19 protein-coding genes are annotated in these 25,456 nt (G+C 44.4%); 6 read left to right on the top strand and 13 right to left on the bottom strand.

Features of this window, described 5'->3' with window-relative positions; all coding sequences use genetic code 11:
- The first annotated feature begins 188 nt into the window (after positions 1–188).
- Positions 189–728, top strand: a complete 540-nt coding sequence (locus OE749_RS11005; protein WP_263712509.1) for a DUF922 domain-containing Zn-dependent protease — start codon at positions 189–191, stop codon at positions 726–728.
- A gap of 14 nt (positions 729–742) precedes the next feature.
- On the opposite strand, the gene OE749_RS11000 is transcribed toward OE749_RS11005, so the two are convergent.
- The 3 genes from OE749_RS11000 to OE749_RS10990 form a co-directional block, all read right to left on the bottom strand.
- The gene (locus OE749_RS11000; RefSeq protein ID WP_263712508.1) at positions 743–1,720 is read right to left on the bottom strand and encodes a fatty acid desaturase family protein; all 978 of its coding nucleotides are present in this window, start codon (positions 1,718–1,720) and stop codon (positions 743–745) included.
- On the bottom strand, positions 1,720–2,250 hold the full coding sequence (locus OE749_RS10995; protein ID WP_263712507.1) for an SRPBCC family protein: 531 nt from the start codon (positions 2,248–2,250) through the stop codon (positions 1,720–1,722). The genes OE749_RS11000 and OE749_RS10995 overlap by 1 nt, the downstream gene beginning before the upstream one ends.
- A 278-nt stretch (positions 2,251–2,528) precedes the next feature.
- Positions 2,529–3,485, bottom strand: coding sequence for a nucleoside hydrolase (locus OE749_RS10990; protein WP_263712506.1), 957 nt, complete (start codon positions 3,483–3,485; stop codon positions 2,529–2,531).
- 184 nt (positions 3,486–3,669) lie between these two features.
- Here OE749_RS10990 and glgC point away from each other — a divergent pair, with 184 nt between their 5' ends.
- Entirely contained in the window at positions 3,670–4,932 is a 1,263-nt protein-coding gene (gene glgC, locus OE749_RS10985) for a glucose-1-phosphate adenylyltransferase (protein ID WP_263712505.1), read from the top strand.
- A gap of 38 nt (positions 4,933–4,970) precedes the next feature.
- On the opposite strand, the gene OE749_RS10980 is transcribed toward glgC, so the two are convergent.
- Positions 4,971–5,762 carry an alpha/beta fold hydrolase gene (locus tag OE749_RS10980; RefSeq protein ID WP_263712504.1) on the bottom strand — a complete coding sequence of 264 codons (792 nt, stop codon included), beginning with the start codon at positions 5,760–5,762 and terminating at the stop codon, positions 4,971–4,973.
- A gap of 224 nt (positions 5,763–5,986) precedes the next feature.
- Here OE749_RS10980 and OE749_RS10975 point away from each other — a divergent pair, with 224 nt between their 5' ends.
- Complete coding sequence (locus tag OE749_RS10975) at positions 5,987–6,337, top strand: hypothetical protein (protein WP_263712503.1); 351 nt, start codon at positions 5,987–5,989, stop codon at positions 6,335–6,337.
- A gap of 83 nt (positions 6,338–6,420) precedes the next feature.
- Here the strand turns inward: OE749_RS10975 and OE749_RS10970 are convergent, their stop codons facing one another.
- On the bottom strand, positions 6,421–7,737 hold the full coding sequence (locus OE749_RS10970; protein ID WP_263712502.1) for a spinster family MFS transporter: 1,317 nt from the start codon (positions 7,735–7,737) through the stop codon (positions 6,421–6,423).
- A 264-nt stretch (positions 7,738–8,001) separates the two neighbouring features.
- Here OE749_RS10970 and OE749_RS10965 point away from each other — a divergent pair, with 264 nt between their 5' ends.
- Positions 8,002–8,811 carry an acyl-CoA thioesterase gene (locus OE749_RS10965; protein ID WP_263712683.1) on the top strand — a complete coding sequence of 270 codons (810 nt, stop codon included), beginning with the start codon at positions 8,002–8,004 and terminating at the stop codon, positions 8,809–8,811.
- 72 nt (positions 8,812–8,883) lie between these two features.
- Here the strand turns inward: OE749_RS10965 and OE749_RS10960 are convergent, their stop codons facing one another.
- Entirely contained in the window at positions 8,884–9,729 is an 846-nt protein-coding gene (locus OE749_RS10960) for an HDOD domain-containing protein (protein ID WP_263712501.1), read from the bottom strand.
- A 103-nt stretch (positions 9,730–9,832) separates the two neighbouring features.
- Positions 9,833–10,894 (bottom strand): 2-dehydropantoate 2-reductase, encoded by a 1,062-nt coding sequence (locus OE749_RS10955; RefSeq protein WP_263712500.1) that lies wholly within the window; start codon positions 10,892–10,894, stop codon positions 9,833–9,835.
- 288 nt (positions 10,895–11,182) lie between these two features.
- Here OE749_RS10955 and OE749_RS10950 point away from each other — a divergent pair, with 288 nt between their 5' ends.
- Together OE749_RS10950 and OE749_RS10945 are read left to right on the top strand one after the other, a co-directional pair.
- Positions 11,183–12,409 (top strand): GGDEF domain-containing protein, encoded by a 1,227-nt coding sequence (locus OE749_RS10950; RefSeq protein ID WP_263712499.1) that lies wholly within the window; start codon positions 11,183–11,185, stop codon positions 12,407–12,409.
- Between the two features lie 10 nt (positions 12,410–12,419).
- Complete coding sequence (locus OE749_RS10945) at positions 12,420–13,673, top strand: glycosyltransferase (protein WP_263712498.1); 1,254 nt, start codon at positions 12,420–12,422, stop codon at positions 13,671–13,673.
- Positions 13,674–13,690: 17 nt separating this feature from the next.
- Here the strand turns inward: OE749_RS10945 and OE749_RS10940 are convergent, their stop codons facing one another.
- From OE749_RS10940 to recC, 6 genes are all read right to left on the bottom strand, one after another.
- On the bottom strand, positions 13,691–15,358 hold the full coding sequence (locus OE749_RS10940; RefSeq protein ID WP_263712497.1) for a SufS family cysteine desulfurase: 1,668 nt from the start codon (positions 15,356–15,358) through the stop codon (positions 13,691–13,693).
- Positions 15,359–15,367: 9 nt separating this feature from the next.
- Positions 15,368–15,928 (bottom strand): DUF6942 family protein, encoded by a 561-nt coding sequence (locus OE749_RS10935; protein WP_263712496.1) that lies wholly within the window; start codon positions 15,926–15,928, stop codon positions 15,368–15,370.
- A gap of 5 nt (positions 15,929–15,933) precedes the next feature.
- Positions 15,934–16,341, bottom strand: coding sequence for a DUF2750 domain-containing protein (locus OE749_RS10930; RefSeq protein WP_263712495.1), 408 nt, complete (start codon positions 16,339–16,341; stop codon positions 15,934–15,936).
- Between the two features lie 181 nt (positions 16,342–16,522).
- On the bottom strand, positions 16,523–18,406 hold the full coding sequence (gene recD / locus OE749_RS10925) for an exodeoxyribonuclease V subunit alpha (protein WP_263712494.1): 1,884 nt from the start codon (positions 18,404–18,406) through the stop codon (positions 16,523–16,525).
- Positions 18,400–22,083 carry an exodeoxyribonuclease V subunit beta gene (gene recB / locus OE749_RS10920; protein ID WP_263712493.1) on the bottom strand — a complete coding sequence of 1,228 codons (3,684 nt, stop codon included), beginning with the start codon at positions 22,081–22,083 and terminating at the stop codon, positions 18,400–18,402. Before recB ends, recD begins: the two co-directional genes overlap by 7 nt.
- Positions 22,083–25,445 carry an exodeoxyribonuclease V subunit gamma gene (gene recC, locus OE749_RS10915; RefSeq protein WP_263712492.1) on the bottom strand — a complete coding sequence of 1,121 codons (3,363 nt, stop codon included), beginning with the start codon at positions 25,443–25,445 and terminating at the stop codon, positions 22,083–22,085. Before recC ends, recB begins: the two co-directional genes overlap by 1 nt.
- Positions 25,446–25,456 lie beyond the last annotated feature (11 nt).

The raw sequence follows: 25,456 nt of genomic DNA, 5'->3' as shown, positions 1-25,456 counted from the left end.
ACACTGATCTTACTATCTAATACTCCGTTGACGGTTAGGCCCTTGCTTGATGCAGGCCTAACCTTTTTTCTTGTACTTACGCTTCACAGACAAACAGCAATTGCCTATAGTATCGTCTATTCAATTGCGATTTATACATCTACTTGCGCATTCAAACCCACCGATTTTTGACAACATTGCTGCTTACTATGAGCATCTTACCTGCTTCATCGATAGCAGATGTTGTCATATCTACTACAACACATCACTACCCCATCGCTCCAACATCGGTATCCGATATAAAATACGAATTACGCTCCCAGTCTCCGATTAAAAAAGGCAAGGCGCAATTTCATGGTCAAACGCAATGGCATTTGCAGCCTTATTACAACCTCAGTAAACACCATGGTTTATGCCGAGTTAACGCAATTCATATTGAAATAAATGGTGTATACACCTTACCCAAGCTGGCAAACGCAGAACACGTTGATAATAAAATCACCTCTTTTTTTGCCGCATACTATGAGAATCTCCTGACGCATGAAAAAGGACACGAAACACTGTGGTATGAGGCTGGCTTGAAAATCGAAGAAGCGTTAGAGAGGTTTCCACCCCATTATGACTGCCAGATGTTAAACGAACAGATAGCATCAAAAGTGACTGAGATTATTGAACGCTACAAACACAAAAATAGCGAGTATGATCACTCAACCGAACACGGTAAAACTCAAGGTGCTTTTGTAAAATAGCATGCTGTACGCAATTAGCGCACTAACGCGCTAATCACATCACGGTAGCCAGATAAGATAGCGGTTTGATCTAACAAGTTGTGTTTAAGTAGATGTTGATGAAAGCCTTTAAGACGATAAGGAGGAATGGCAGGCATCCAATGATGCTCTAGATGATAGTTTACATCGCAGGGTGCAACGGTTAATTTTTCCCACCAACTGGCGTAAACGGTTCTTGCGTGTAAACGTGGATCCGCACTCAGTAAATCAGGGACATTGGCATGCTCCGCCGCATTGCGTATTCTCGAAAACAACATAAACGTCGTTAAGTAAGCTGCCCACCACATTGCGTAAAACACAACGGCATTGCAAAACCATAAAATGGCAATAAGAAGTGCGTGAAACCCTAATGCAGGCAACATGTTACGAAACAGCTGCTTGCCCACCTCAAAAACACCTAATTTGCGCTGACGTGAGTGGGTTTGATAAGACATATCGTATTCAATGTAACCTGCATGCATCAGCATCAGGATATATAGATTTTTCAATCCCGTAATGCCAGCCAGATCACGTAGAAACTTTCTCATTAAACTCCGCTTAGAGACGGGGTACGGTTGATAATTTGGATAGTCTGGATCGTCTTTTGTGCCCGCTTTGGCATGATGGCGAAGGTGATAACGGCGGTAGCCTTCAAATTGCGCGAATATGGGTGCCGCACATACATATTCTCCTACCCAGCGATTAAGGTTAGACGATGTAAATAATGCACCGTGAACACAATCATGCATTAAAATCCCCAAACCCAGCTGGCGATTTCCGAGCAACACAATGCCGAGTAGAACAGTAACAGCATGGGGAAATAAAATGGGAAGCGCAAACGCCAAGGCAATCAGCCCGTAAGTTATCCCTAGGCTTCTGAGAGCTAAGCCATTAGACTTTTTCAAAAACGGCCTAAACTCAGTGTTCGCTAACGCCTGCCTAAAATCTGGCACTGACGAAGAATCTAATTCCATCAGATGGTTCCGTTTTCAGCCAACATTTTGAGATTTTCAAGCCCCACTTCAAAATCAGGCCCAATCATTGAATCCATCATAAGTGCAAAGTAGCGATTCACTGGATTGTCTCCCACATCGCCATAATCAACCCACGTTACGATGGTACGTCCATCTTCTTCTTGTAGCCGCATCTCACCTGTCGACCCCATATCGAATTCAGGAAAATACAGCGAGTACACAATCAACCTATTTGGCTTGACCTCAACCAGCTCCATTTCACCAGATCCTTCGGTTTCACTCGTCCATTGGGACTTCATTCCCTGTTGCGCTTCTGGCCCTGAGTATTCGGTTGTCATTTGCGGGTCGCGTTTAAACCACACGCCCCAATTACGCCATTCACGCAAATTAACCACATAGGGAAACACTTTTTCAGGTGGTGCTTCGATTAAAACGGAACGCTCGACTCGAAAGTCAGAGGGCAACAAAAATCCGACAGCAAAAAATCCAACGACCACTACCACTACACCGATGAGCAGTTTTTTAAACATGGGCGATGTTCCTGTTATTCATCATGTCCGACCAGAATATATAACATATTATTAACATATGGTAGGAAAAGTTATAACTGGCTGATTAATACTAACAAGAGCGTGTAATGTAGAACAAAGACGGGGGGAATAGAAAATGCTTAAACTCATAATGCAATGGACGCAAGGCCGTTACCTTAATATAACGTGAAAGTAAGTGCCTAAGCGCCCATTAGCATAGGGATTAACAGATTTTTTTGATGTGTACGTTTGTAGAAGACGCTTGTAAAAGACGCTTGTTAAATACGCTTGTTAAAGTCTCTTGCAAATTGGCTTGCAACGTAATCTAAAACCACATCTTTATTCACAGACACAGACACATCAATCAAGTTGTTAGTGCCCTCAGAAACAAAGGTTTCACCCGCATTGGGTTCATCTACAGATACATCGAGTTCTGTTTTCTCAAATTGAATCGTCCCGTCTGGCAGACCCAAATAACTGGTAGCCAACACATCCCACATGTAATAAGTAAACTCGTAAGCAGGAATACTATTTACCGTTAATGCCCAAAATTGCCCAGCTAAATCCGCCATTGCATGCTCGCGCATGGCAGCGAGTCGCTCAAGAAACGCGATATCGACGGGTAAAGCATTGGTAGAATCTAATGAAATTAATTTAACGTTAATACCAGACTCAAAAAGCGCTTTTGTGGCAATCGGATCCCAAAACGCATTCCATTCGGCAGAGGTATTGTGGTTATGCATTGACACGTTGCCAGGTACATGTACTGCTCCGCCCATCCATACCAACTCTTTAATACTCGATTTGATGTTTGGATCTAAGTCCATTGCTGCGGTTAAATTAGTACACGGCCCTGTCATTAGCAAAGTGACATTGTCAGCATCTTTCAATGCCGTAGCAATAAACTCATGCGCAGGTAACTCACTGATTTGCGATGTATTTGCTTTGGCCGTAAGCATCATAGGGAGCGCATTACACATTTTGGGCTGTGCACGCCAATCGGCAGGAAATGCGTTGATGCCATGTAGTGTGCCTTTCGCGACTGGCACATCTTCACGCCCGAACATTGAAAGAAGTTTTAATGTCGATGTAGTCGCATCAGAAAGATAGCAATCAGCAGGTGTTACGGTTACGCCTAATAGATCGATGTGTTCCATCGTTAACAGCAGCATCAATGATAATAAATCATCTACCCCACCATCATGATCGAAAATTACTGCTTGTTTAGTTTGCATGTTACTACTTCCATTCTGAAACGAACCGCGAAGCATAATGTTAGGCAAGGTTAAATGCAATGTATTGAGTTTAGAAACACATTGTGTAAGATGAATTACTCTACATAAAACGCTTTGAGTAGTTAGAAAACAGCCTTAGTTGTTTTCGGCGTTCACTGTCAGTATTACTCAAAAAAGGTGTATTATGGTTAACCGCAGCCCCCGCTATATCAGTAACCTTACGCGCGATACTTACGCACTCATTTTGGCAGGAGGTCGGGGCTCGCGGCTACATGAACTCACTACTTGGCGTGCCAAGCCTGCCCTGTATTTTGGCGGCAAGTTTCGAATCATTGATTTCCCACTGTCAAATTGTGTAAATTCGGGTATTCGCAGAATTGGAGTGATCACTCAATACAAATCCCACTCTTTGATACGCCATTTAGTCCGAGGTTGGGGGCACTTTAAAAAAGAACTGGGCGAATCGGTAGAGATATTGCCCGCTTCACAGCGTTTTTCTGAAAACTGGTATCAAGGTACCGCAGATGCGGTGTTTCAGAACATTGATATCATTCGCGATGAAATGCCAAAGTACGTCATGATTTTATCTGGCGATCATATATATCGCATGGATTACGGCGCACTACTTGCCAAACATGCTGAATCTAAAGCACCGATGACAGTGTGCTGTATGCCTGTTAAATGCAAAGAGGCGGCGGGCGCATTTGGTGTGATGTCGGTAGATGAAAATATGCATGTCACTGGTTTCGAGGAAAAGCCCGCCTCCCCTCACCCGCTTCCCAATAATCCCGAGATGTGTTTAGCCTCAATGGGCAATTATGTCTTTGACGCAGACTTTTTGTTTGAACAACTTAAACGTGATGCTGAAACCGATGGTTCGCAGCGTGATTTTGGCAAAGACATCATCCCTTCTATTATTAAAGAGCATACGGTGCATGCTTACCCTTTTGACAGCCACGACCAACGCGAAACCTATTGGCGAGATGTAGGCACACTTGACTCGTTTTGGGAAGCGAATATGGAGTTGGTATCGCCTGTTCCCGCGTTAAATTTATACGACAAACGGTGGCCAATTTGGACTTACCAAGAGCAACTGCCGCCAGCAAAATTTGTTTGGGAAGAAACCAATAGAACAGGCTCTGCAATCAATTCGGTCGTATCGGGAGGGTGTATTATCTCTGGCGCGACATTACGGAAAAGTTTGTGTTTTTCTAACGTACGCGTGCATTCATACAGTCAAGTTAACGAGTCTGTGTTATTGCCCGATGTCGAAATCAAACGTCACTGCAATATTAATCGTGCTATTTTAGATCGTGGTTGCGTGATACCGGAAGGTACAACAATCGGTAAAAATAAAGACGAGGATGTAGCCCGTGGGTTTCGCGTCACCGATAACAATGTCGTGTTGGTCACTCGCGAAATGCTAGGACTACCAGTTGGCTACTAATAACCACCTTGCGTGCACCTAAAACGAAGCGATTTAGACTAACCATGCTCCCAGTTATCAATAGTGCGCTGAATTAACTTCGCGGTTTCACCAGGCTGTTCAAGGGGAAACATGTGACCTGCGCCTTTAAATTCAGTGTGCAGTAAACCATTTTTATGAATAAACTGTTTTACCATACTTGGCTTGACCACATCAGAGTGTTCCGCAGTAACCAACTTTCCAGGTACGGTAAATTTGTTGTAATACGCAGGTAGATTCAATGGCACAGTACGAAATATTTCAGCTTCAGTTTGATGATCAAACGCTAATATGTGCTCATCTTCATTGGAAGCAATTGCAGACGCAACGTAATCTCCAACAATGTCTTCAGAAATATGACGGAATAGCCCTCGCTGTTTGAAATACTGGACCAAATCAGTGTCTTTAGGCCAGCGAGTACACCTGACGGCAGCCTTGCCAGCAGGGGTGATTTTATCGAAAAACGGGGTCAACCTAACCGCTTTAGCGACATGACGCATTAGCCCTGTTACCACGGGTGGGTCGAGCATGATCACGCCCTTAAATAAATCGGGGCGATGACATGCAGTTAAGTAAGTTAACAGTCCACCGAATGAATGGCCCACGCCATAAACGGGCGCATCAAAATGCGATTCAAGATAATGCTCCAGCTCCTTAATTAAAAATGGCCAGCCGCGAGAAACGGGGAATTGAGGATTATGGCCAATTTTGTCAATTGCTTCAATGTGCCATGTATCTGGCAAATATTCGAAAAGTTGACGATAGCTGCCAGCAGGAAAGCCATTCGCGTGAGCAAAATGTAGTCGCGTCATTTTTTTATTCAAAGCAAGCTGTAATTAGAACTGGTTATACCACTTTTTCAATTCTCAATAAATGAATGAAAAAATTGAAAAGTTACGCTGTAAAACCACAAGGTTGGCATCACTCCGCGTCCTCCCACCAGTGCTTTCGTATATTTTATAATACATAGGTATCCCCTGCACTCTTTTACACGCCAGCGAACTGACTAAAATTACAGCAACGATGAAAGTGAGGGATGACAACAATGACCATGAAAACCAGTTTGATGTTAAGCATTATGTTAGGCGCGTCGTCATTGTTTTCCTTACATGTGAGTGCAAATACTGAGAGTGCGACCACAGGCATCGAAACAGCGTTAGTGTCCGTGTGCAAACACGCTGAGTTGGTCGATAGCTCGCGAAACACGCATGAGCGAAACACTGAAATGAAGCCACGTGCTCAAATGGGAAAAATCAATTATCAACAAAAAATTGCATCCCATTACAAAACAATGAGCTGCGAAGGACTGTCTCTGGTTTCAGTAATGACGTCTAACAATCAAAAGACGAACCAAGAGCAAATGGAATTGTCTCGCACTGCGAAATAAATTCTACCGCAACGCTCCCTGCGTTGTGTTCTTCGAAGCCACTTTGCCGCACCCTATGCGGCATTTTTTTGTCTAAAACAACACTAGTAGTGTCTGGCTTTGTGCCAATCTTTTTCGATGTGCACAGTTGTCCATAAAAATGCCACAATCGCCAAGCCATACGTTACCATCAGCCATGACATAGACGTTCTCAACGCTTCCGTTTCCCCTAATGTAGCACTCAAGCTATTGCTCACAATGCCGACAAATGTTGGCCCGCCACCCAAAGCGATAAGGTTTAGTACGAAGAAAAACAGTGCTGTCGACAAAGCTCTTACTCTCACGGGTGCTAATGTCTGAGCAATAGCAAAGGAAGGACCTAGGTTCATTCCTGTTGTAAATAGCAAAACAGTAAACAACACAAGTGAAGCAGTTAATGATTCGGCTTGCAGCGCAAACCAAAACGCAGGTGCACCGACAATAAGTGCAGCGGCCGGTAAGTAACCATATGCCTTAGGCGTTTTAGCAGACCATTTATCTGCCAATACGCCTCCTAGCCAAACACCGAGTGCATAGACAGTTCCGTTTATAATTCCCATCCAAATTAATAGTGTGAATATATCCAAACCTGCAAACGCTCGCACATAATAATCAATTACCCACGTAGAAATGGCATAATTACCAAACGAACTAAACGAAATACCTAAACACATTCCCCACCACGAAGGAATGGTGAGTAGCATTGCGATGGCTTGCTTGAACGGGATTGGTTCTTTGTCTATTTGCCCTGCAGAACTTCCACCACGCGGCGGCTCTTGAACGGTAAATTTTAATAGCAGTGCTAAGGCGATACCTGGCAACCCAACACTGATCATCACGGTGCGCCAGTCTGCATTGCCGCCTTTGAGAATAAATGCAGATGCAAAAAACGCAATCATGATACCAAAGGGAATACCTAAAGAATAAATCGACAATGCCGCAGCCCGTTTTTCCTTAGGATATAAATCAGAAATGATTGAATGGGAGGGCGGACTTCCCCCCGCTTCACCTATACCGACGCCAATCCTCGCAAGGGCAAGTTGGAGATAGTTAGATGCTAAGCCTGAAAGCGCAGTAAAACCGCTCCACATCGTAAGTGATATTGCAATGATATTCACACGATTATATCGGTCAGCCAACCACGCTATGGGTATCCCTACGGTGGTGTATAACAGCGCAAAGTATATTCCTTTTAGCCAGCCCAACTGTGCATCATCCAGCCCCAAATCTTCTTTGATAAACGGTGAAAGAATTCCAATAATCTGCCTATCGATAAAATTAAAAGCGTACACCAACGTGAGTACGATCAATACATACGTTCTATAGTGTTTTGAACGGGCGTCACTGGTAGATGTTCGATTAGCGACTGATGCGTGCTCCATACGAGTTACCTCTTATCAGATATATACGCCAAAATGGCAATCCCTTGGCAAGAGTGCGAAAATTCAACACCCTGAAATCAGTCTAATTTTTCGCCAACCTAGAAAACAAGCATTTTATGTTAACTATATGTAAATAAAATAACATATATAAATAAAAGTGATGATAGTTGGCCTAAATTATCACCAAAGTATTAGAAATTCACTAGACATCCGACCAGTTGCCCGCTATAAATGACACATCTCGCAGTAACAGATAACAGACTTATGCATATAGATGAACTTTTAACACAGGTTAGGCAACACATTGAATCCCCTGAACAAATGCCTACTATGTTGGTCCCTAAAGATTGGTCGCAAGGCAGAACCCTATACGGCGGTGTCTCTGCGGCGCTTGCATACGAAGCAATGCGTGTTTCAATTCACGCTGATCGACTGCTGCGCTCGTTCAACTGTAATTTTGTAGGCCCCATTGAACCCGATGCCCCTTTTGAAGTAAAAGTAGAAATACTGCGAGAGGGCAAAAATGCGTCGCAAATTTTAGCGCGTATTGTTCAAAATGGTAACGTTAGCCTTTTAGCACAAGCGAGTTTTGGTGTTCCCCGTAAGTCAAAAGTAACGGTAGCAAACAATGATAAACATACGATGGCGCTACCTAAAAAGGCGAAATTCATTCCGCAAATCCCCAAACTTACGCCTAAATTTTTACGTCACTTTGAGTTAGCCATAGACTCGGGTAAGCTGCCATTTACAGGAAGCAAAGACCATCATATTCATGGCTGGATGCGTTACAAAAAAGCGCCGGCAACCATTACCGATGCACACTTGATTGGACTGATTGATGCGTGGCCGCCTACTGTTTTACAAATGCTTAAATGGCCAGCCCCAGCAAGCACGATGAGTTGGAACGTAGAGTTTATTCATCCACATGCTGAGTTTAAAGCCGATGGTTGGTTTGCCTACCAAGTAGACACGCGTCAAGCAGCTGATGGCTATGGCCACACTGAGGCTAATATTTGGGATGAAAATGGCGACTTGATTGCAATAAGCCGACAAGCCGTAGCGATATTCGATTAATACAATAATTAAGCTATTGCGACTAAGGCCTTGCCTTCATCGCAATAGCGTATTGCAGTTGAAACGTGAATGCTAATAAATAGACGCGGAAGACGGGCTAAACAAGGCTAAAACACTCAGTGCCTGTAGATTGGTAAAATCCAGCGCCGCCTGCAAATCAGCCAGATCAAGGTTTAATCTGTCATACATCTCTGGATCAACGTTTGCATTTCCTGCATAAAACTCAGGGTGTGAGTTATCTAACGTCAGCACATAGGCCAATTGCATGATTTTTTCATCCAGATTTTTTGCTTCTGTATATGCAAAATGTTGATGCTTGATGGTTTGAGCAATTGACTCTGGTAATCCCCATGCGGCAATCAGCTCTCCGCCAATTTGCGCATACGTAGTCGACAAATGTTGCTGTTGTAGCGCTTCTGGAGTCACAGATTCATCGTATTGCGCACATTTTGCTGCCATTTCCGGTTGAAACTGAACGACGACCAATTCACCAATATTATGAAGAAGGCCCGACACAAATAAGCGCTCAGGCTCTTCAGCACCTAATTTATCGGCCAAATATTTACATAACAATGCGCAGGTAACGCTTTTTTCCCAATATTTGTCTAATTCAATGACATTAGGATCCACTGAGCCAAATGCTTTTGAGACACCATACCCAACCACAAGGTCATAGATAGAATTAGAGCCAATTACCTGAACGGCCTTACTCACCGTATCTATAGATTTTGGAAAATTGTATATCGCACTGTTAGCAACACGTAACACCTGACTCATTAGCGCAGGATCGAAATTCACCACATCTGCAATGTCTTGCATACTTGCGGAATCATCATCGATTAGTTCTTTCACGCGCATGACAGCGTCAGGAAGAACAAAAACGTCTACAGCCTGATTGGCACATTCTAATGCATTCATATACAGTTCAACGTCCTAGAGTTTCGCCCCAATAATTTAAACACAAATCCAAGCAGATCAATAATTATTTGGGCTTTTCAAGTTTTAAAGCAAAATCAGACAATTATCCGTTAAGTTTAGACGAATCATTGCTTAATACATATTTTCTTAATTCAGAAGCAGAAATTGCGCCTTTTAACTCACCGTTTTGCTTCTTTGAAATGAGAGCAATAATCGCATTATTAATCGGGCATGCTATTCCTAACGCTTGGCCCGCGCGCTCCACTGCACCATTTAAATACTGAATTTCAGTCGGCTTACCATTTTTGATATCCCACCACATTGAGGTACGAACAGTAGGGTCTATCGCAAGCATTTTATTCGCTAGTAGCTTAAACAAAATGTCCGGTAGCCTTAACACATAGGGAATCCAATGGCCTTTCACACTCGCTACCTTCGGTAGCTGAATATGCTGAGATTGAGCCACGTTGAGTAACTCATCCATGAGAGACGCAATAACCAACCTGTAATTGCGCTGCATCAACATAGCTTTTACGGGAATGTCTGCCAGAGCGTTCACACTATTGCCCAAATTTAATTGCAGCTTGGCCCATTGTAAGCCCGTCATGTTTGATTCTTCAGCCACATCCAGACAACTGCTGTTCATTAATTTCATCCACGCGGCCAACCTGTCGGAATGATTTTTTTCAATACATAACGTGCCTTCTGAGCCTCGATGATAATTGGCAAACTTACTCACTTCGCGCACCTGACTGTTAGCTTGCTCGTTCTCTTGCAGTACCACATTAAACGGCACCATGACACGAAGCACTTGGTTATTAGGAAAGCGTTCGCGTACGATCTGATCGCTGCCAAGGCCATTCTGGCAGCACATAATAATGGTGTCTTGGCCCACAAAAGCCGCTAGCTCATCTAATGATGGTTGCACTGCGGTGCATTTCACGGTTAACCATACAACATCGAAAGGCCGTGCTTGTGTTGTATCTACGCATTGCAAATGCGTAACTTCTGATCGGTAGCCTTGATAATCGGTGAGCAATAGGCCGTGTTCAAGCATGGCTTTAATATGACGCCTAGCAAGAAAAGACACATCTACACCCGCCTCATGCATACAGGCTCCAATAAAACAGCCAATCTGTCCGGCACCAAAAATAAGATGTGACACGTTCACTCCGTCGATCATCAGATAAAATCATGCAAATACACCACAATATTTGCAAAAACTTCCATACAAGCAATGAGATATATAAAAATATAGTAAGCATTTTCACACGCAATTGCGAGTATCTCACCACACCCAAACGTATATTTTAAAATACGTATTTGCATCTTGCGTATTCATCTTAAGAAGTAAGCAACAAAAACCTTTTACACCGAACATCAAAGCCGTGCAATCACGTAATAATTATGCATACAATAAGGCCATCTTTATCTGTAGTATCAATGGTATGTTGTGCCTTTAAAGCAGTTTATTTATCAGCGATTAACCCCTCTCACTCTTCTTATCATCGCGTTTATTTTTACCATATATTGGCAGCAGCCTACCCTGAGCGATTGGTTGTCTCCAATGGAGTGGTTACCCTATGCAGCACTCTGCATAGCTGGCACAGTTGCCATTAGCTTTGGTCGAACCCGACTCGCCTTTTTATCACTTCTTAGTTTAGGCATTGGCATCGTTGCCTCAGAAGCCCTGCATTTTGCCAATATGGCTGCGATGTATGTATTTGTCTCGGCAGCGTGGCTACTTTGGCGACCAGACAAAGGTATTTCCCCCATTAACCTTGTCTGGAGTGTTACAGAAATCGCTATTATTTGTATTTTACTGCGACTTAGCATAGACAACTTAGCAAATACACTTACCCCCTATCTTTCAGGCTTATTTGACGTACTTCACTCGTTGAATCCATCTTTGCTAACGCACCTATCGGTGTTTGAGTATTTGCTTATCGCATGCTTGCTGGCAGCAGGCTTGCTGCGTGTGGCATTAGTTCCTACACATACTCATGTGGTTATTTGGTTAACCCAATGCTTGCTTGTCGTTATCATGTTAGATACGCAATTTTATGTCATCGGTATGATTGCATTAGCGATATCCGCTCTTTATCTGTTTGCGATACTCACCGACAGTTTTAACATGGCATTTAGAGATGAACTGACAGGCATTCCATCGCGTAGAGCGCTCATGCAATATGTACCCACATTAGGCAGAAAGTATGTGGTGGCAATGAGTGACGTGGATCACTTCAAAAAATTCAACGACACCTATGGTCACGACGTTGGCGACCAAGTACTTAAACTGGTTGCAAGCCGCTTAAATGCTGTTACCGGTGGTGGAAAAGCATTTCGTTACGGCGGAGAAGAATTCACCATAATTTTTCCTCGACGTTCGATTGCCGATGTCACGCCGCATTTAGACGTGTTAAGGCAAACCATCGCAGACTATGATATTGTGTTGCGCGGAAAAGATCGCCCAGACGAGGCCCCTAAAAAGCGCCACTCTGCTGCTGATGCACCAACGCGTAAGACCGTGAATGTAACATGCAGTTTTGGTGTCGCTGAACGCACTGCAGACTTAACGGATTTTCACGATATTATGAAACAAGCCGATATCGCATTGTATGAAGCCAAAAAAGCGGGAAGAAACTGCGTAAAATCGACACGAGATATCAAAAGCAAGTAAATCAACGACCATGACCTCCTTACCAAAAGCGCTTATTGTCGGCTATGTATGGCCAGAACCTAACTCGTCTGCCGCTGGGCGACACATGCTAAGCATTGTACAAACCTTATTGAATAATGGGTGGCAAGTTGAATACGCCAGCCCAGCACAACAAGGTGAGCACCGATTTTCTTTAGCAAGTTTAGGCGTGAAGGAACACGCAATTGCTCTGAATTGCAGTTCGTTTGATGCGTTTGTTACCGACATGCAACCCGATCTCGTGGTATTCGATCGGTTCATGATGGAAGAGCAATTTGGCTGGCGTGTCGCAACGTGTTGTCCCAATGCGCTGCGTATTCTGGATACAGAAGATTTACACTGCTTGCGTCACGCAAGGCATACTGCTGTTAAACAAAACCGTGAAATGACAAATGCGGATTTGTTTAGCGATATGGCCAAACGTGAAATCGCTTCTATTTATCGCTGTGATTTAACCCTGATAATCTCAGACGCAGAAATTAGGCTATTAACCTCTACCTTTAATGTACCGTCGAATCTTCTGTTTCATTGCCCTTTCATGTTGGATATAGACGCGTTTGAACATAAAGAAGTACGCAAGTTTGATGAGCGAGAACACTTTATTTCAATTGGTAATTTTCGCCATGCGCCCAATTGGGATGCGGTGTTGTACTTAGCGAATACCCTATGGCCTAGAATACGCCAGCAACTTCCAACGGCCGAATTACATATTTATGGCGCTTATCCACCGCCAAAAGCAACGCAACTACACAACCCTAAAAAAGGATTTCTGATCAAAGGATGGGCTGAGGATGCATACGAGGTGTTAGCAAACGCACGAATCTGTTTGGCTCCCCTGCGTTTCGGAGCAGGAATAAAAGGCAAACTAACCGATGCGATGTTAACCGGAACGCCCAGTGTGACCTCATCAATCGGCGCAGAAGGAATGATTGACGATATTCAAGCATGGCCTGGCAGTGTGACCGACGATGCGGAAACGTTTGCAAATAGCGCTGTGTCGCTATATACACAAGCTGATAGCTGGGCAGAAAAACAACGCCTTGCCACACCATTGCTGCGCTCCCGGTTTGATAAAGATCTTATCGCCTCTCAGCTAATTGATCGTATCACCCAATTGCAACAAACGCTAAACACGCACAGATTAACGAATTTTACAGGAGCAATGCTCCAACACCACCAGCACAAAAGCACCCAATATATGTCGCAGTGGATTGAAGCAAAGAACAAACTGATTGGAAACGAGTAGAATGCAATCCCTTTTGCCTACTCTTCTAACTTCTCTTTGATAGCAGATATCACAAGTTTAAGCCCGTTTCCGCGCGACTCACTGATATGTTTTTCTAACCCCAGCGATGATAGGTAGTCTTGAGGGTTAAATTGCATCACCATGCTTTTGGGTTGATGTTGTAAGGGCTCCAGCAACACGGCGAGCAAACCGCGAATAATTTTACTAGCAGAATCGGCTTTAATGACCACCACAGGGTCAGTATGTACTTCAACCCATACTCGGCTTTCACACCCGTGAACCTCATTGTCTGATGATTTTTCGTCCTCTCCCAACCGTTCAAGCTGCTTTCCGGCTAACATGATTTGACGATACTTCTCATCCCAAGACGATGCAGTCGATACTTTTTTTGCCAAAGGAAAAGATGATGTATCTGTTGTTTCACTCTCTGTCGATATTGAGCTTCCGCTTTCGACAGACATTGTCATGGTGTCATTTTCATGTGACAACGCGCGCGATATTGCGGCAATCACTCGGTCAATATCGTCTTTGGTGTTATAGCAACTTAGTGAAATACGCAGCGTTCCAGAAATGCCCAATGTTTTCATTAACGGCATAGCGCAATGATGCCCAACCCGTAAGGCGATATTTTGCTCATTCAACAGGATCCCTAAATCCTGATTGTTTATCGTGCTTGAAGTAAATGAAACCACGCCAACGCTACGGGTATTGTCTCCCCATAGTTCAAGCCCCTTTATCGCTGAAATACTTTCGAGCAAATACTCATACAGTTCTGACTCAACACGTTGAATCTCATCAAAATGGGTCTGAACAAACTGAATGGCTTCCGCAAGGCCCAAAATAGCCGGCACATTGGGTGTGCCTGTTTCAAATTTGTAAGGTGCATCTCTGTAGCTCGAGTGGGTGTACTCGACATCCAAAATCATCTCACCGCCAACTTGGTAAGGCTGCAACGCATTGAGCACATCTGCCTTTCCATACAAAACCCCCACCCCCATTGGCGCAAACACTTTGTGTCCACTAAACAGGTAGAAATCGCAATCCAAGGCTGTGACATCAACGGGAAAGTGGGCTACCGCTTGGCAACCATCAATGATGGTTAGTGCGCCTACTTCTTTGGCCTTATCAATAAATGGTGAAATTGGATTGATATTTCCCAGTGCATTAGAAACATGCCCTAACGCCACAATCGCTGTATTCTCGCCAAGCAAACTCAATCCATCATTAAGCTTCCATACGCCTTTTTCATCCACCGGTATCACGTCAATCGACATTCCAAATCGTTCAGCTAATCGCTGCCAAGGCACGATATTAGCGTGATGCTCAGTCGCTGATATTAGAATACGCTTACCACCGTTGAGCATGTCAGACGTAATACTGCTGGCAATCAGATTCATCCCTTCTGTCGCCCCTTTAGTCCAGACAATTTCTTCGTGAGACGACGCGCGCAAAAATGCGGCCACTCGCTTCCTAGCTTGTTCATAAGCTTCTGTGCTTTTTCTCGCTACGTCATGGCTGGCGCGATGCACATTGGCATTGCCCGATAAATAAAACTGATTTACCGCTTGTATGACGTTTTGAGGCTTTTGTGTAGTGGCACTGCTATCGAGGTAGACCCATTGGTAACCGTGCACATTCTCATCCATGTGTTGAAAAATCGGAAAATGTTGACGCAACGTATTCATTGACGCAGTTTAGTCCTTCGAGGGTGATTGCAAAAGTGCGCGATGGTAGGTTTGAAGTATTGAAACCAACGCAATAATTTTCTGATTGGTTAACTGGCGATAATCAAAATACGGGCACGCTATCATCTGGTAACCCTCACTCTCAGCAAAATACGCATCAAGCCATCGCCAGTTTTGTGGAAACGCCAATGAAATTGCATAGTGTTTACCCATCACAATCTGTAATTTTGCCTCATTTTTTTGAGGTGGTGAAAACACCAAAGCAATGCCAGATTCGCTGTGTAGCATCTCGTTATCACGGTACTTCTGCCAAGAACCATAACGCGTATCACAACCGTTAAAGCGGGCTGCAAAAAGGAGTTTCGCCATCACGTTAAACACCTTACGCCAGCCATTACCGCATGCGGTACCAATATCTGCAATATCGCCACTCGACAGTGCCATCACCCCATCCGGTGATTCGAATCCGCTACCAATGGGTTGGTTAGCGATATAGATAACACATTTTGCCTTGATATCGCCCAGCCCAACCGCGCCGAGTAAACCAGCTTTATCAGCGGAATCCGACACCGGCATTAACCTTGAGCGTCTCTCTCATCCTGAATGCATTCCGCCATTTCGTCTGCATCCAAAACAATGCCTTCTTCGTCTTCACTCAGTGGAAATGCCAACACGAGATGGTTTACCTGCTTCATGCCCGGCAACCATTTATTTTGAAATTCTTGTAACGAAATACGCTTAGGCTCGCAATCAGGAAAGTCATTTTTTTCCCACGCTTTAGCAAACTCACTGTGAGGCCAGATTGGTAAGCATTCATCATCATCGGCTTTAAGCATAAGCCAACCATTTTTGCCAAATAATCCCCAAAGCTCGCCTTGTTTAATTAAGGTTTCCATCATGTAGTCAAAGCGTGCCTCTGGCTGCATATTGCTCACTTCTACAAAAGTGTCTGGCGACAACGTTGTTTGACCGTCTGTTTGCATATTCTTTCTCGTTTCTGTGTTCTTTAATGTAAGGCGGGGGATTCTACAGGCTTTTTCCCCATCTCTCACCCCATTAATTTGACTGCGCGTTTACCCTTTTTTCAATGTAACGGCCCTCTTGTAGCGTTCAACTATTGCTCTGTCAGCTAACTTGCTTATTCGTCACGCTATACAAATCAGGTTAAGATGCTATCAACCTTGAGGCCAAGCCGGAACTGCGTTGACATCGAGTATGAATACAAGTTGCAATCTCGTCTTGCGTTCCAAATACCGTAAAGTGCTGTTTAGCGCGCGTCAATGCAGTATATAGCAACTCACGGTTTAGTCCTTTAGTCGCGCCTTGCTTCGCATTTGGCAAGCATAATAATACGCGCTGAAATTCCGATCCTTGGCTTTTGTGAACGGTCATAGCAAATGTGGTTTCATGGGCGGGCAATCGCCCCGGTAAAATCCCTCTCACTCCGCCTTTACCATCGGGAAAATACACCTTGTTTAATTCAGGGTTATCACTGTCAGGAAACACAATACCAATGTCTCCATTAAACAATTTTAGCGCATGATCATTTTCACTCAGCATAATTGGCCGCCCAACGTAATAGTCAAACGTCAGATCAATTCTACCTAAGCGGAACAAAGCGGCTTCAATTCGCGCGTTCATTTGCTCAACGCCCCATTCACCGTTACGCTGAGCGCACAATATCTGCTGTGCCTGCAAACACGCGAACGCGAGTTGAATATCGCCATTGAGCACGGCATTAAAGTACGCATCAACGTGCTTCGCGATGTCGTTTACCACATCTTGTGGGGATTGATTTGCTTTTAACTGCACTGTGTCATGTTGTTCTGACTTCAACACTTGCATTGCCCCATTGATATTGCCGTTTTTTATAGACAAGGCAAGGTGACCAATGCTGCTATCAGCAGAGAAACGATGGCTTTTTTGTAGCATGACCACGTTGTCTGATATTCCACTGTACGTTGTTTGGGTAGGCTCGTGTGGGGGCACTACAGCATGAGAAATACGTTGCGGCGTTAGGTAAATATCCGTAAGCGATGCAATGCTTTCGCACATCTCTGCAGAATAAGTCACGCTCTCTTGCTGCAACCCCGCATCACAAATATCAGCAAGGACGCTGCCCGCTTCTACGGATGCGAGCTGCTCTTTATCACCCAACATAATGACTTGAGCATGCTGAGGTAACGCATCAAATAACTTAGACATTAATGGCAAATCAATCATAGACGCTTCATCTACCACCAATACATCAAGGGCAAGGGGGTGACGGATGTTATGCTTAAATTGGGTTCGATTAGGTATCACTTTTAAAAGCCGGTGCACGGTACTACATTGCGTAGGCAAATGTGCAGCAAATGCGTCAGGCAATCGTGTTTTAGCCTGTTCCAGCGATTCACTTAGTCGCGCGGCGGCTTTACCCGTAGGTGCAACCAATTTAATTCGACAGGGTTGCCCTTGCGCACGCGCCAACGACTGAAGTAACGCCAGCAGCTTCGCTACCGTTGTTGTTTTCCCCGTTCCTGGCCCGCCAGTAATAAAACTTAAACGCTTGCTTGCCGCTAGTGCCACTGCAATTTGTTGCCAGTCGATGTCTTCCGTACCAGCTGTCTCAGAAAATAAGGTTTTGATCACCGATTTCGCTAGTGTTGAGTCAATATTTCGTCTCTGCCCTGCACGTTCGAGTAATTGGCTAGCTAATTGCTTTTCATAAAACCAATATCGTTGCAAATATAACTTGCCGTTGTCTACGACAATAGGTTTGTCGAGCACCTCGTTGCTAGGCCCAAATGCAACAAGGTGACATTCCGCTAATTTCAGCAACAATATATCTGGATCTGGAAACGTGAATACAGGCAAAAATGGCTGACGTATTTCAGTCGCATCAATACACGTATCTTGCTGAGACAAGCGCTGACTCAAATAGCAACCGATGTAGGCGATTAACGCTGCATGCCCCGACTCATGGTCGTTCAAAAAGCAACCAAACGCATAATCACGTTCAGATACAATACCCATTTCAAGTAATTTTCGTAAACCGTCTTTTACCATAATGACATTTGCTCCTGCTCGGAAGATTGAGGGCGATATTCGCCGTCAAACAGGGCATCTAATGCGTCTATAAATGCCTTTTCTGGACGAGAAAAATACACGCCGCGGCCTTGCTGTGCCTCACTCATTCCTCGTAAAAACAAATAATAGGCCCCGCCGAAATGCGTATCGTAATCATAATTTACCAATTTACGCCTCAACCAACGATGCATAGCCAAAGAATACAGAATCGCCTGAAGGTGGTAATCATGATCATCCATTGCCGCTTCGAGGTTGTCTTGTGTGTAATCGTCAAAATGGTAGCCTAGGTGATTCGATTTGTAGTCTGCAACGTAGTATTGATTTTGATGGCAAAACGTTAAATCAATAAACCCCTTCAACATGCCATTGATTTCTTGGAAACGGTAATACTTCGCTTTTCCGGGCATAAATTGATTAAGAATGTGATTAAACTGCGCTTCTTTTACCTGCTTCATAGGAAGGTGAAATTCCATTTCAGGTAAAATATGTGTAGCAGGCAAATCGCTCAATTTGGCATCACAGAGCGCGCCCGTCAAAGGCGTATTAAGTACCTCTGTGATCCAATCTACTAATTTAATGTGCCACTCTTCATCAATGCCAAACCATTGGCTTTGTTGCGCCACAATGTCTGGCAAGTTATCCAGCGAATTAAAAGTGCAATGCTCTAAAACGCCGTGTAAAAAAGAGCCCGCTTGCGCTCCCTTTTCAAAGGCAAACCGCGTAGGTAACGCGTCAATATCTACACTTGGCTTTTGCGGCTCAATATCCCTCTCCCCTTCGTCTCGACCAGGCAGTAAAGTATGATGTTCAATCTCTTGTCGCTGTTTAGAAATACTCGAATAGCTGGCTAATCGCCACGTTTGCAGATTGTGTCTGGTGACGGTTGATAACGCCAGTGCCGACTTATCTGACCCTTTATCATTGCGGGCAGTCACATGTGGAGCTTGTGCCATAGCGCTAGGATCGATCTGATGGTAAGCCGTATCGCTAAGATCCATTGTATTAGAAGACTTCGCCTCTACCAAAGCCATAATCGCCTTTGCCAACACCCCATCGTCAACGTTATCTGTGTCATTCATGGCACAGTGCTCTTGAATTAACAGCGCGCCTAACGCCGAGCGCGTGAACACAGATTGCTTTTTCCTGTCGCCCGGATTCCAGATTCCGACACTGCAATGATACACAGCGCGAGTCAGAGCAACATACAAAAGGCGAATATCCTCTGCTAGACGCTCAGATTCTGCCAAAGCTAAACGTGCTTCCTGATTGTTTAAATCTGCACGCAAAGCATGATTTGCATCGTGATATAACGCGTTATTCGCTTCTCTTGCGCGACAAGCAAAAGGAATAAATACGACAGGATACTCCAACCCTTTGGCGCTGTGCATCGTCACGATTTGAACAAGGTTTTCGTCTGTTTCTAAACGGATTTGCTGAGCTTCATGATTATCATCAGGCTCATGCAAATGCTCACTGAACCAGTGAAGAACCTGAGACATCGATGGCGTTTTGGCATGCTGCTCTTGCAATAATTCAGTAACATGGCGTAAATCCGTAACCCGTCGCTGACCATCTTCAAAGTGCATCACATTTCGCCTAAAGACATCAAACTGCTCACAAACCTGCATCACCGTATGCATTATGCCATATCGTAGCCAGCTCTTTTGCCAGCTATAACATTGGTCTAACACCGCCTGCCACCGCTTTTCGTCTGAAAATAACGCGTCTATTTCTGCGGCATCCATGACAAACAAACTACTACAAAATACTGCCCTAAGTGCTTGCTCTTCTGCTGGATTTGCAATGGCATGCAGCAACAAATAGAGATCCCGAGCAACCGTTGAACTAAACACGCTCTGGCGCACTTGAAATACACTATCAATACCCTGTTGACGCAGCGCCGTTCGGAGCAATGTCGCTTCTTGCCTATCTCGAACTAGCATACAGCAATCACCAGCGCGTATCGCTCGCTCTGCCACCATAGCATTGAGTGTGAGTAACTCTTTCACTTGCAATGCTGCATCTGTCGCCATTATCACACTCGCTTCAGACCAACTGAGCGGTTTATCTGTGTCACTTCTTAAATGGCGAAATGTTAGCGCATTCAGTCTTTTATTACCGATGGTGATTGCAGTCTCAGATTGATGCGCTTGTACTGGCATAAATGGAATATCTGCGTCCATCATGAACGCATTTTTTTGCCTTGCAAAGATGTGGTTGACGCTATGTACTAATGACGATTGCGTGCGGTAATTCTTTGTCAGAGTAAATAGTCGCTCTTCACTTAAACAGCGTTTCGCTTGAATATAAGTAAAAATATCTGCACCACGAAACGCATAGATTGCTTGTTTCGGATCGCCAATCATAATGAAACAACACGGCGACGTCATATTAGGCGCATCGACAGGTATCTCGTTAATCAGGCGATGATTGTCATTGTCTTGAGGCGAACCCGATTGCAGAGACAAATATAATGATTCAAAAATTGAAAACTGTATGGCATCGGTGTCTTGGAATTCATCTATCAATGCAGCCGGATAACTTTGGCGAATTGCCTCTGCCAGTTTTTTACCTGTTTGAGGATGGCGCAATGCGTCATGTAAAACCCGTAACAAGTCATCAGGTGCAATCAGTGACAATCGTTGTTTGATGTCTGCCAATAACTGCGATACCGCATGTTGCGCATGCGCAATAATTGAAGGCTTTAATGCACGTTGTATACTCGTTAACGTTAGATGAAGATCATCAATCACGGTAAAATCAATATCTAATGGTTTGTCGAGAGTTTTTGGTAGCGCTTTTTGTATTTTGTCAGATGTAATGGATTCCCAGCTGGGCGCGCTGGAAAATTGAGGCACGATGTCATCTGATTGGCAGAACGCCAGAATTTTTTCATGAAAAGCGGCTTTACCTACTGAATGATTTTTCTTCAGCCCGGCCTCTAGCAATTTGGCAGATAAATTCGCATTAAGCCACCACAGCTTAAATCGCTTCACTGCGTGCACATACTCTTTGACATTGTGCTCTAGTTGCATCACATCGTGTGCATCATCAATACGAACTGATCGGTATAACAAAGGCCGTAATGTCTGGCGTAACTGATCGGGCGAATTAAACACCGACATCACCATTTCAATCCAGTGAGTATCTTGCGGTGCAATCTCTCGTCGCCAATAGTCATTCACCGCTAATTCAACCCACTGACTTTCATCCATGACCATATCCACGTCATAGTTCGCACCACTTTCAAATGCGTGCTCAGATAGCATACGTTGACAGAAACTATGAATGGTAAACACCGCCGCCTCGTCCATTTGCCGTATCGCGAGGTTAAGTCGACGTAATGCCATGCCTTTATCTTGGCAGTGGTGAATTAAATGGTGTAGCACCTCGTCATTAACGTTATCCAATTTGTCAGCATAAAACGCCATATAGGCATCATGTAAACGCGCTCGGATACGCTCTCTCAATTCAGCTGTCGCCGCCTTTGTAAAGGTAACAACAAGAATATTTTCAATGTCATGAGGCTCACAACCGTCTCCGAGCAACAAGCGCAAATACAAATTAACGATCGTGTAGGTTTTACCTGTTCCCGCGCTAGCCTCGATGAGTGACGGGCCAGTCAATGGGAATGTCACACTGTTAAGCTGCTGCATCAGATCCACTCCTCCAAACCCGCGAGAACAGATTCTGACACGCGAGTAAACGTATCAAAATGTTGCGTCAAGTCTGGACACAGTCTCGCAATATGTGGGTCAGAGACATCGCCTTTAGCAAAGTCATTGCCTTTAAATGCTGCTATCGCTTTTGATTCGTCTTTATGTTTAAGCCAAGCAAATGCAGATTCAGGGAAAAAGAACAAAGGTTGATGCAATCCTTGTTGCCATAAAGAACACAAGTTCGACAATCGAGCCAGCGCATCGGGCTGCTCAAACAGAGGCAGCGTAAAATGCGCTTTTTCGCCGATAAATATTGCCTCTTTAAGCACAGTTGGGGAGTCCTCAAGGGCACACAATGTTAGCCATTCAATATACAATGCCAACTTATCTTTGCCGCGTACTTTTCCTGTTCGCCATCGAATCAACTTACCGTCGTAAATATGATCGATGGTGCCGCTCACACTGATCCCTTCAAGAAGCGCTGGAAAATCTACGTGTGCCCTTAATGGCTGATTATTACGGAAATCCAATAATGCTTCTTTAATTGGTGCGAGTCGGCGCTGCAATCCGTCAAAGTGAATCTGCGATGCTTGCCCAGCAGGCAACACACCGCTAGCAACGATGCTGTCAAATTGATCAGGCTCATTTGCAGTTATCAGCGCTTCACTCAATTGAAAACGTGTCAGAGGCTCGAGAGAAAAAGGCTCCTCATCCTCGAGTGTCTGGGTATAAATCGATAAACTTGTTCCCCAACGCTGTCGGAAGAAATAGCGGGCTGGATTGGTGAAAAAGCGGATTAAATCTTCAATTTGTAGCTCATCAATGTCTGGTGTTTCAGCGGTGAGCGGCTGATGAAACGGCTTTTCAGCGACAAATGACGATGCGGCTACATCAAACCACCGTGCTTGATAACTCACGCCATTGCCTGAATTCGACAAATAATTTGATGGTGAAAACGGCTGTAGCGGAAAATACGACATCAGATGTTCAGTTAACATCCTGGTTGTTTTTTCGGCCTCCACATCGGTTGAACCTTCAATACAAAAGGTTTGCTGACAGTATTCAATTAGTTCGCTCAGTAAAATGGAAGGCACTTTTTCACTGTTGTCGCGCTCGCTGAAACCTTGATAACTCAAGTAAAGTTGCTCTTCTGCTGACAACAACGCTTCTAACAATAAATATCGATCATCATGTTTACGAGATCGGTCACCACGACGTGACACAGCGTGGCGCATTAAGTCAAAGCCAAGCGGCGCATTTTGTCTCGGATAATCTTCATCATTTAAGCCCAATATACACACGCGTTTAAAGGGAATAGACCGCATTGGCATCAATGTACAAAAGTTAACGCTCCCCGCTAAAAAGCGCTGCCCTACGCCTTTTTCCTGCAATCGTTGCGTGACTTCATAAAGAAAAATATCTTGGCTAATATCACCCCGGTATTGAGCACTGTGTGCAAGAAGCGATTCGGTTACCTGACGTAAATGATTGATCTCAAGCTGTTCAATCTCATCAACGTCATAAAGGCTATCTAACAATGCATGTGCCCCTGCTACTTTATCTGCCAAGGGCGCGTCAGTCTGGCAGTAATTCAACGCCGTTTGTAGGTTCTCACAAAAACAATACAGCTTGCCAACAGCCATTGAGTCTTGGCCTTCCACTTCGCCGTACGGCAACATGTTTCTACCCGACGCAAACAAGACATGATGATCTGTTTGCGCAAATCCACTTAATAGCCGTTCTAAGCCAAATGCCCATGTATTCTGGTGAGATGGCGGTAATCCCCAGCGAATTTTATCGGTCGCATTCCACCCCCACCTAACACCCGCTTCGTTTAGCCACAATTTTATCTTTTCAAACTCATTATCTGAAATGGTAAATTTACGACGTACCGCAGGTACATCTAACAAAGACAACACATCAGACAGGCTGAAGCGACTGGTGTGTAACGCCATAACCTGCAAAAAACTCTTCACCAATGGCGATGCGTCGGCAGCGCTGCGGTCAGAGATACCGTATGGAATCGTCACATCAGATTTGTCCGTAAATATGCCATCAATAAAAGGCGCATATGCCGCGACATCAGGCATCATAACAATCACATCGCCGGGTTGTAGTGACGGGTCTGTTTCGAATGCGTGTAGTAGTTTGTCTTTTAACACCTCCAATTCACGCACCTTAGAATGGCACACGGCTATCTGCAGCGAATTATCAGTAGCAGAAATTGGCAACTTAGGGAAAGTTCGGCCATTAGATAACAATTCATCGGCAGCCAACGGCGAAGGCGAACCACGATGCGTTAACTCATAGATTTCTCGTTGGATATGTTGAAGCAAGGTCAAATTATGTGATTCGGGAAAGTCTACAAATGCGTCATGCTGGAGCACATCAAGCTGCAAAAGCATGTCTTGGTAATCACGTCCTAGTTTTCCCCATGACGCCAATAAAGGGTTGCCAACATCGCGGTATTTATCTCCGTTGTGGCGGTCTTTCAGTGCCATCTTCGCTAACGTTTTGGTGTCAACGATATCTCCCCAATAATGACAACTTGGATTTAACCAAAATATATAGACATCGCGGGTTTGTCCTAACACCGTTAAGAGTTCGAGCTGTTGTTGGGGCAACGCGGATATACCAAACACGTACAATGGCGGCTGTGGTTGAGAGTTTGGGTGATTTTCACCTTCTGACGCCTGTACATCTGATGTGGTGTGCAATTGCTCAATGAGTGTGGTGTGCAAATTTGCTCGGTGATAACCAGACTCACCCAATACCCGTGTATATTCTTGCAAAGCACGCCACAAAATGGGCTGCCACGGGTGCAGCGACACATCAACTTCATCTAAGAGATCATCATGCTCCTCCCACGCCATTATCCATTCTGGCCGGTACACCAAATATTGATCGAAGACGTCGGCTATTTTATGGCACAACTGGAACCACCGAAGGTTAAGTTCATCCTGATTGCCGTTTTGTTTCTCACGCTGTTCTAAAGTTGCAGATGGGACCAAATACGATTTGACCGATGCAAATTCTGGCAAATGAATATACTTCGGCAATATTGCCATCAATTTCCACGTTAAATTGGGTTTGGTATAGGCACTTTGCTCAGGCAAATCAGAAATATGATCTCGATAAAGTTGCCAGATATAGCTTGATGGCAGCGGAAAAGCTAAGTTTGCAGCAATTCCGACATGCTCGGCAATAAACAATTTCAACCATTGCGCCATCCCTGGGCTTTGCACTAAGACGGTGTCTGGGCGAAACACAGAAAAAGCACCGTCTTTTTGGCTACATATGTGCTGCACAAGGTGTGCTGCGAGTACCGTCATGTTGTTTGATTGAATTAAGTGAAGCACGTATTTTTCCC

Origin of the sequence: Fluctibacter corallii, assembly GCF_025751585.1 — a bacterium.
In the GTDB taxonomy this organism is placed as follows: domain Bacteria; phylum Pseudomonadota; class Gammaproteobacteria; order Enterobacterales; family Alteromonadaceae; genus Fluctibacter_A; species Fluctibacter_A corallii.
Note: the sequence above shows the minus strand (reverse complement) of the source record. Positions and strands in the feature narration are given on the sequence as shown.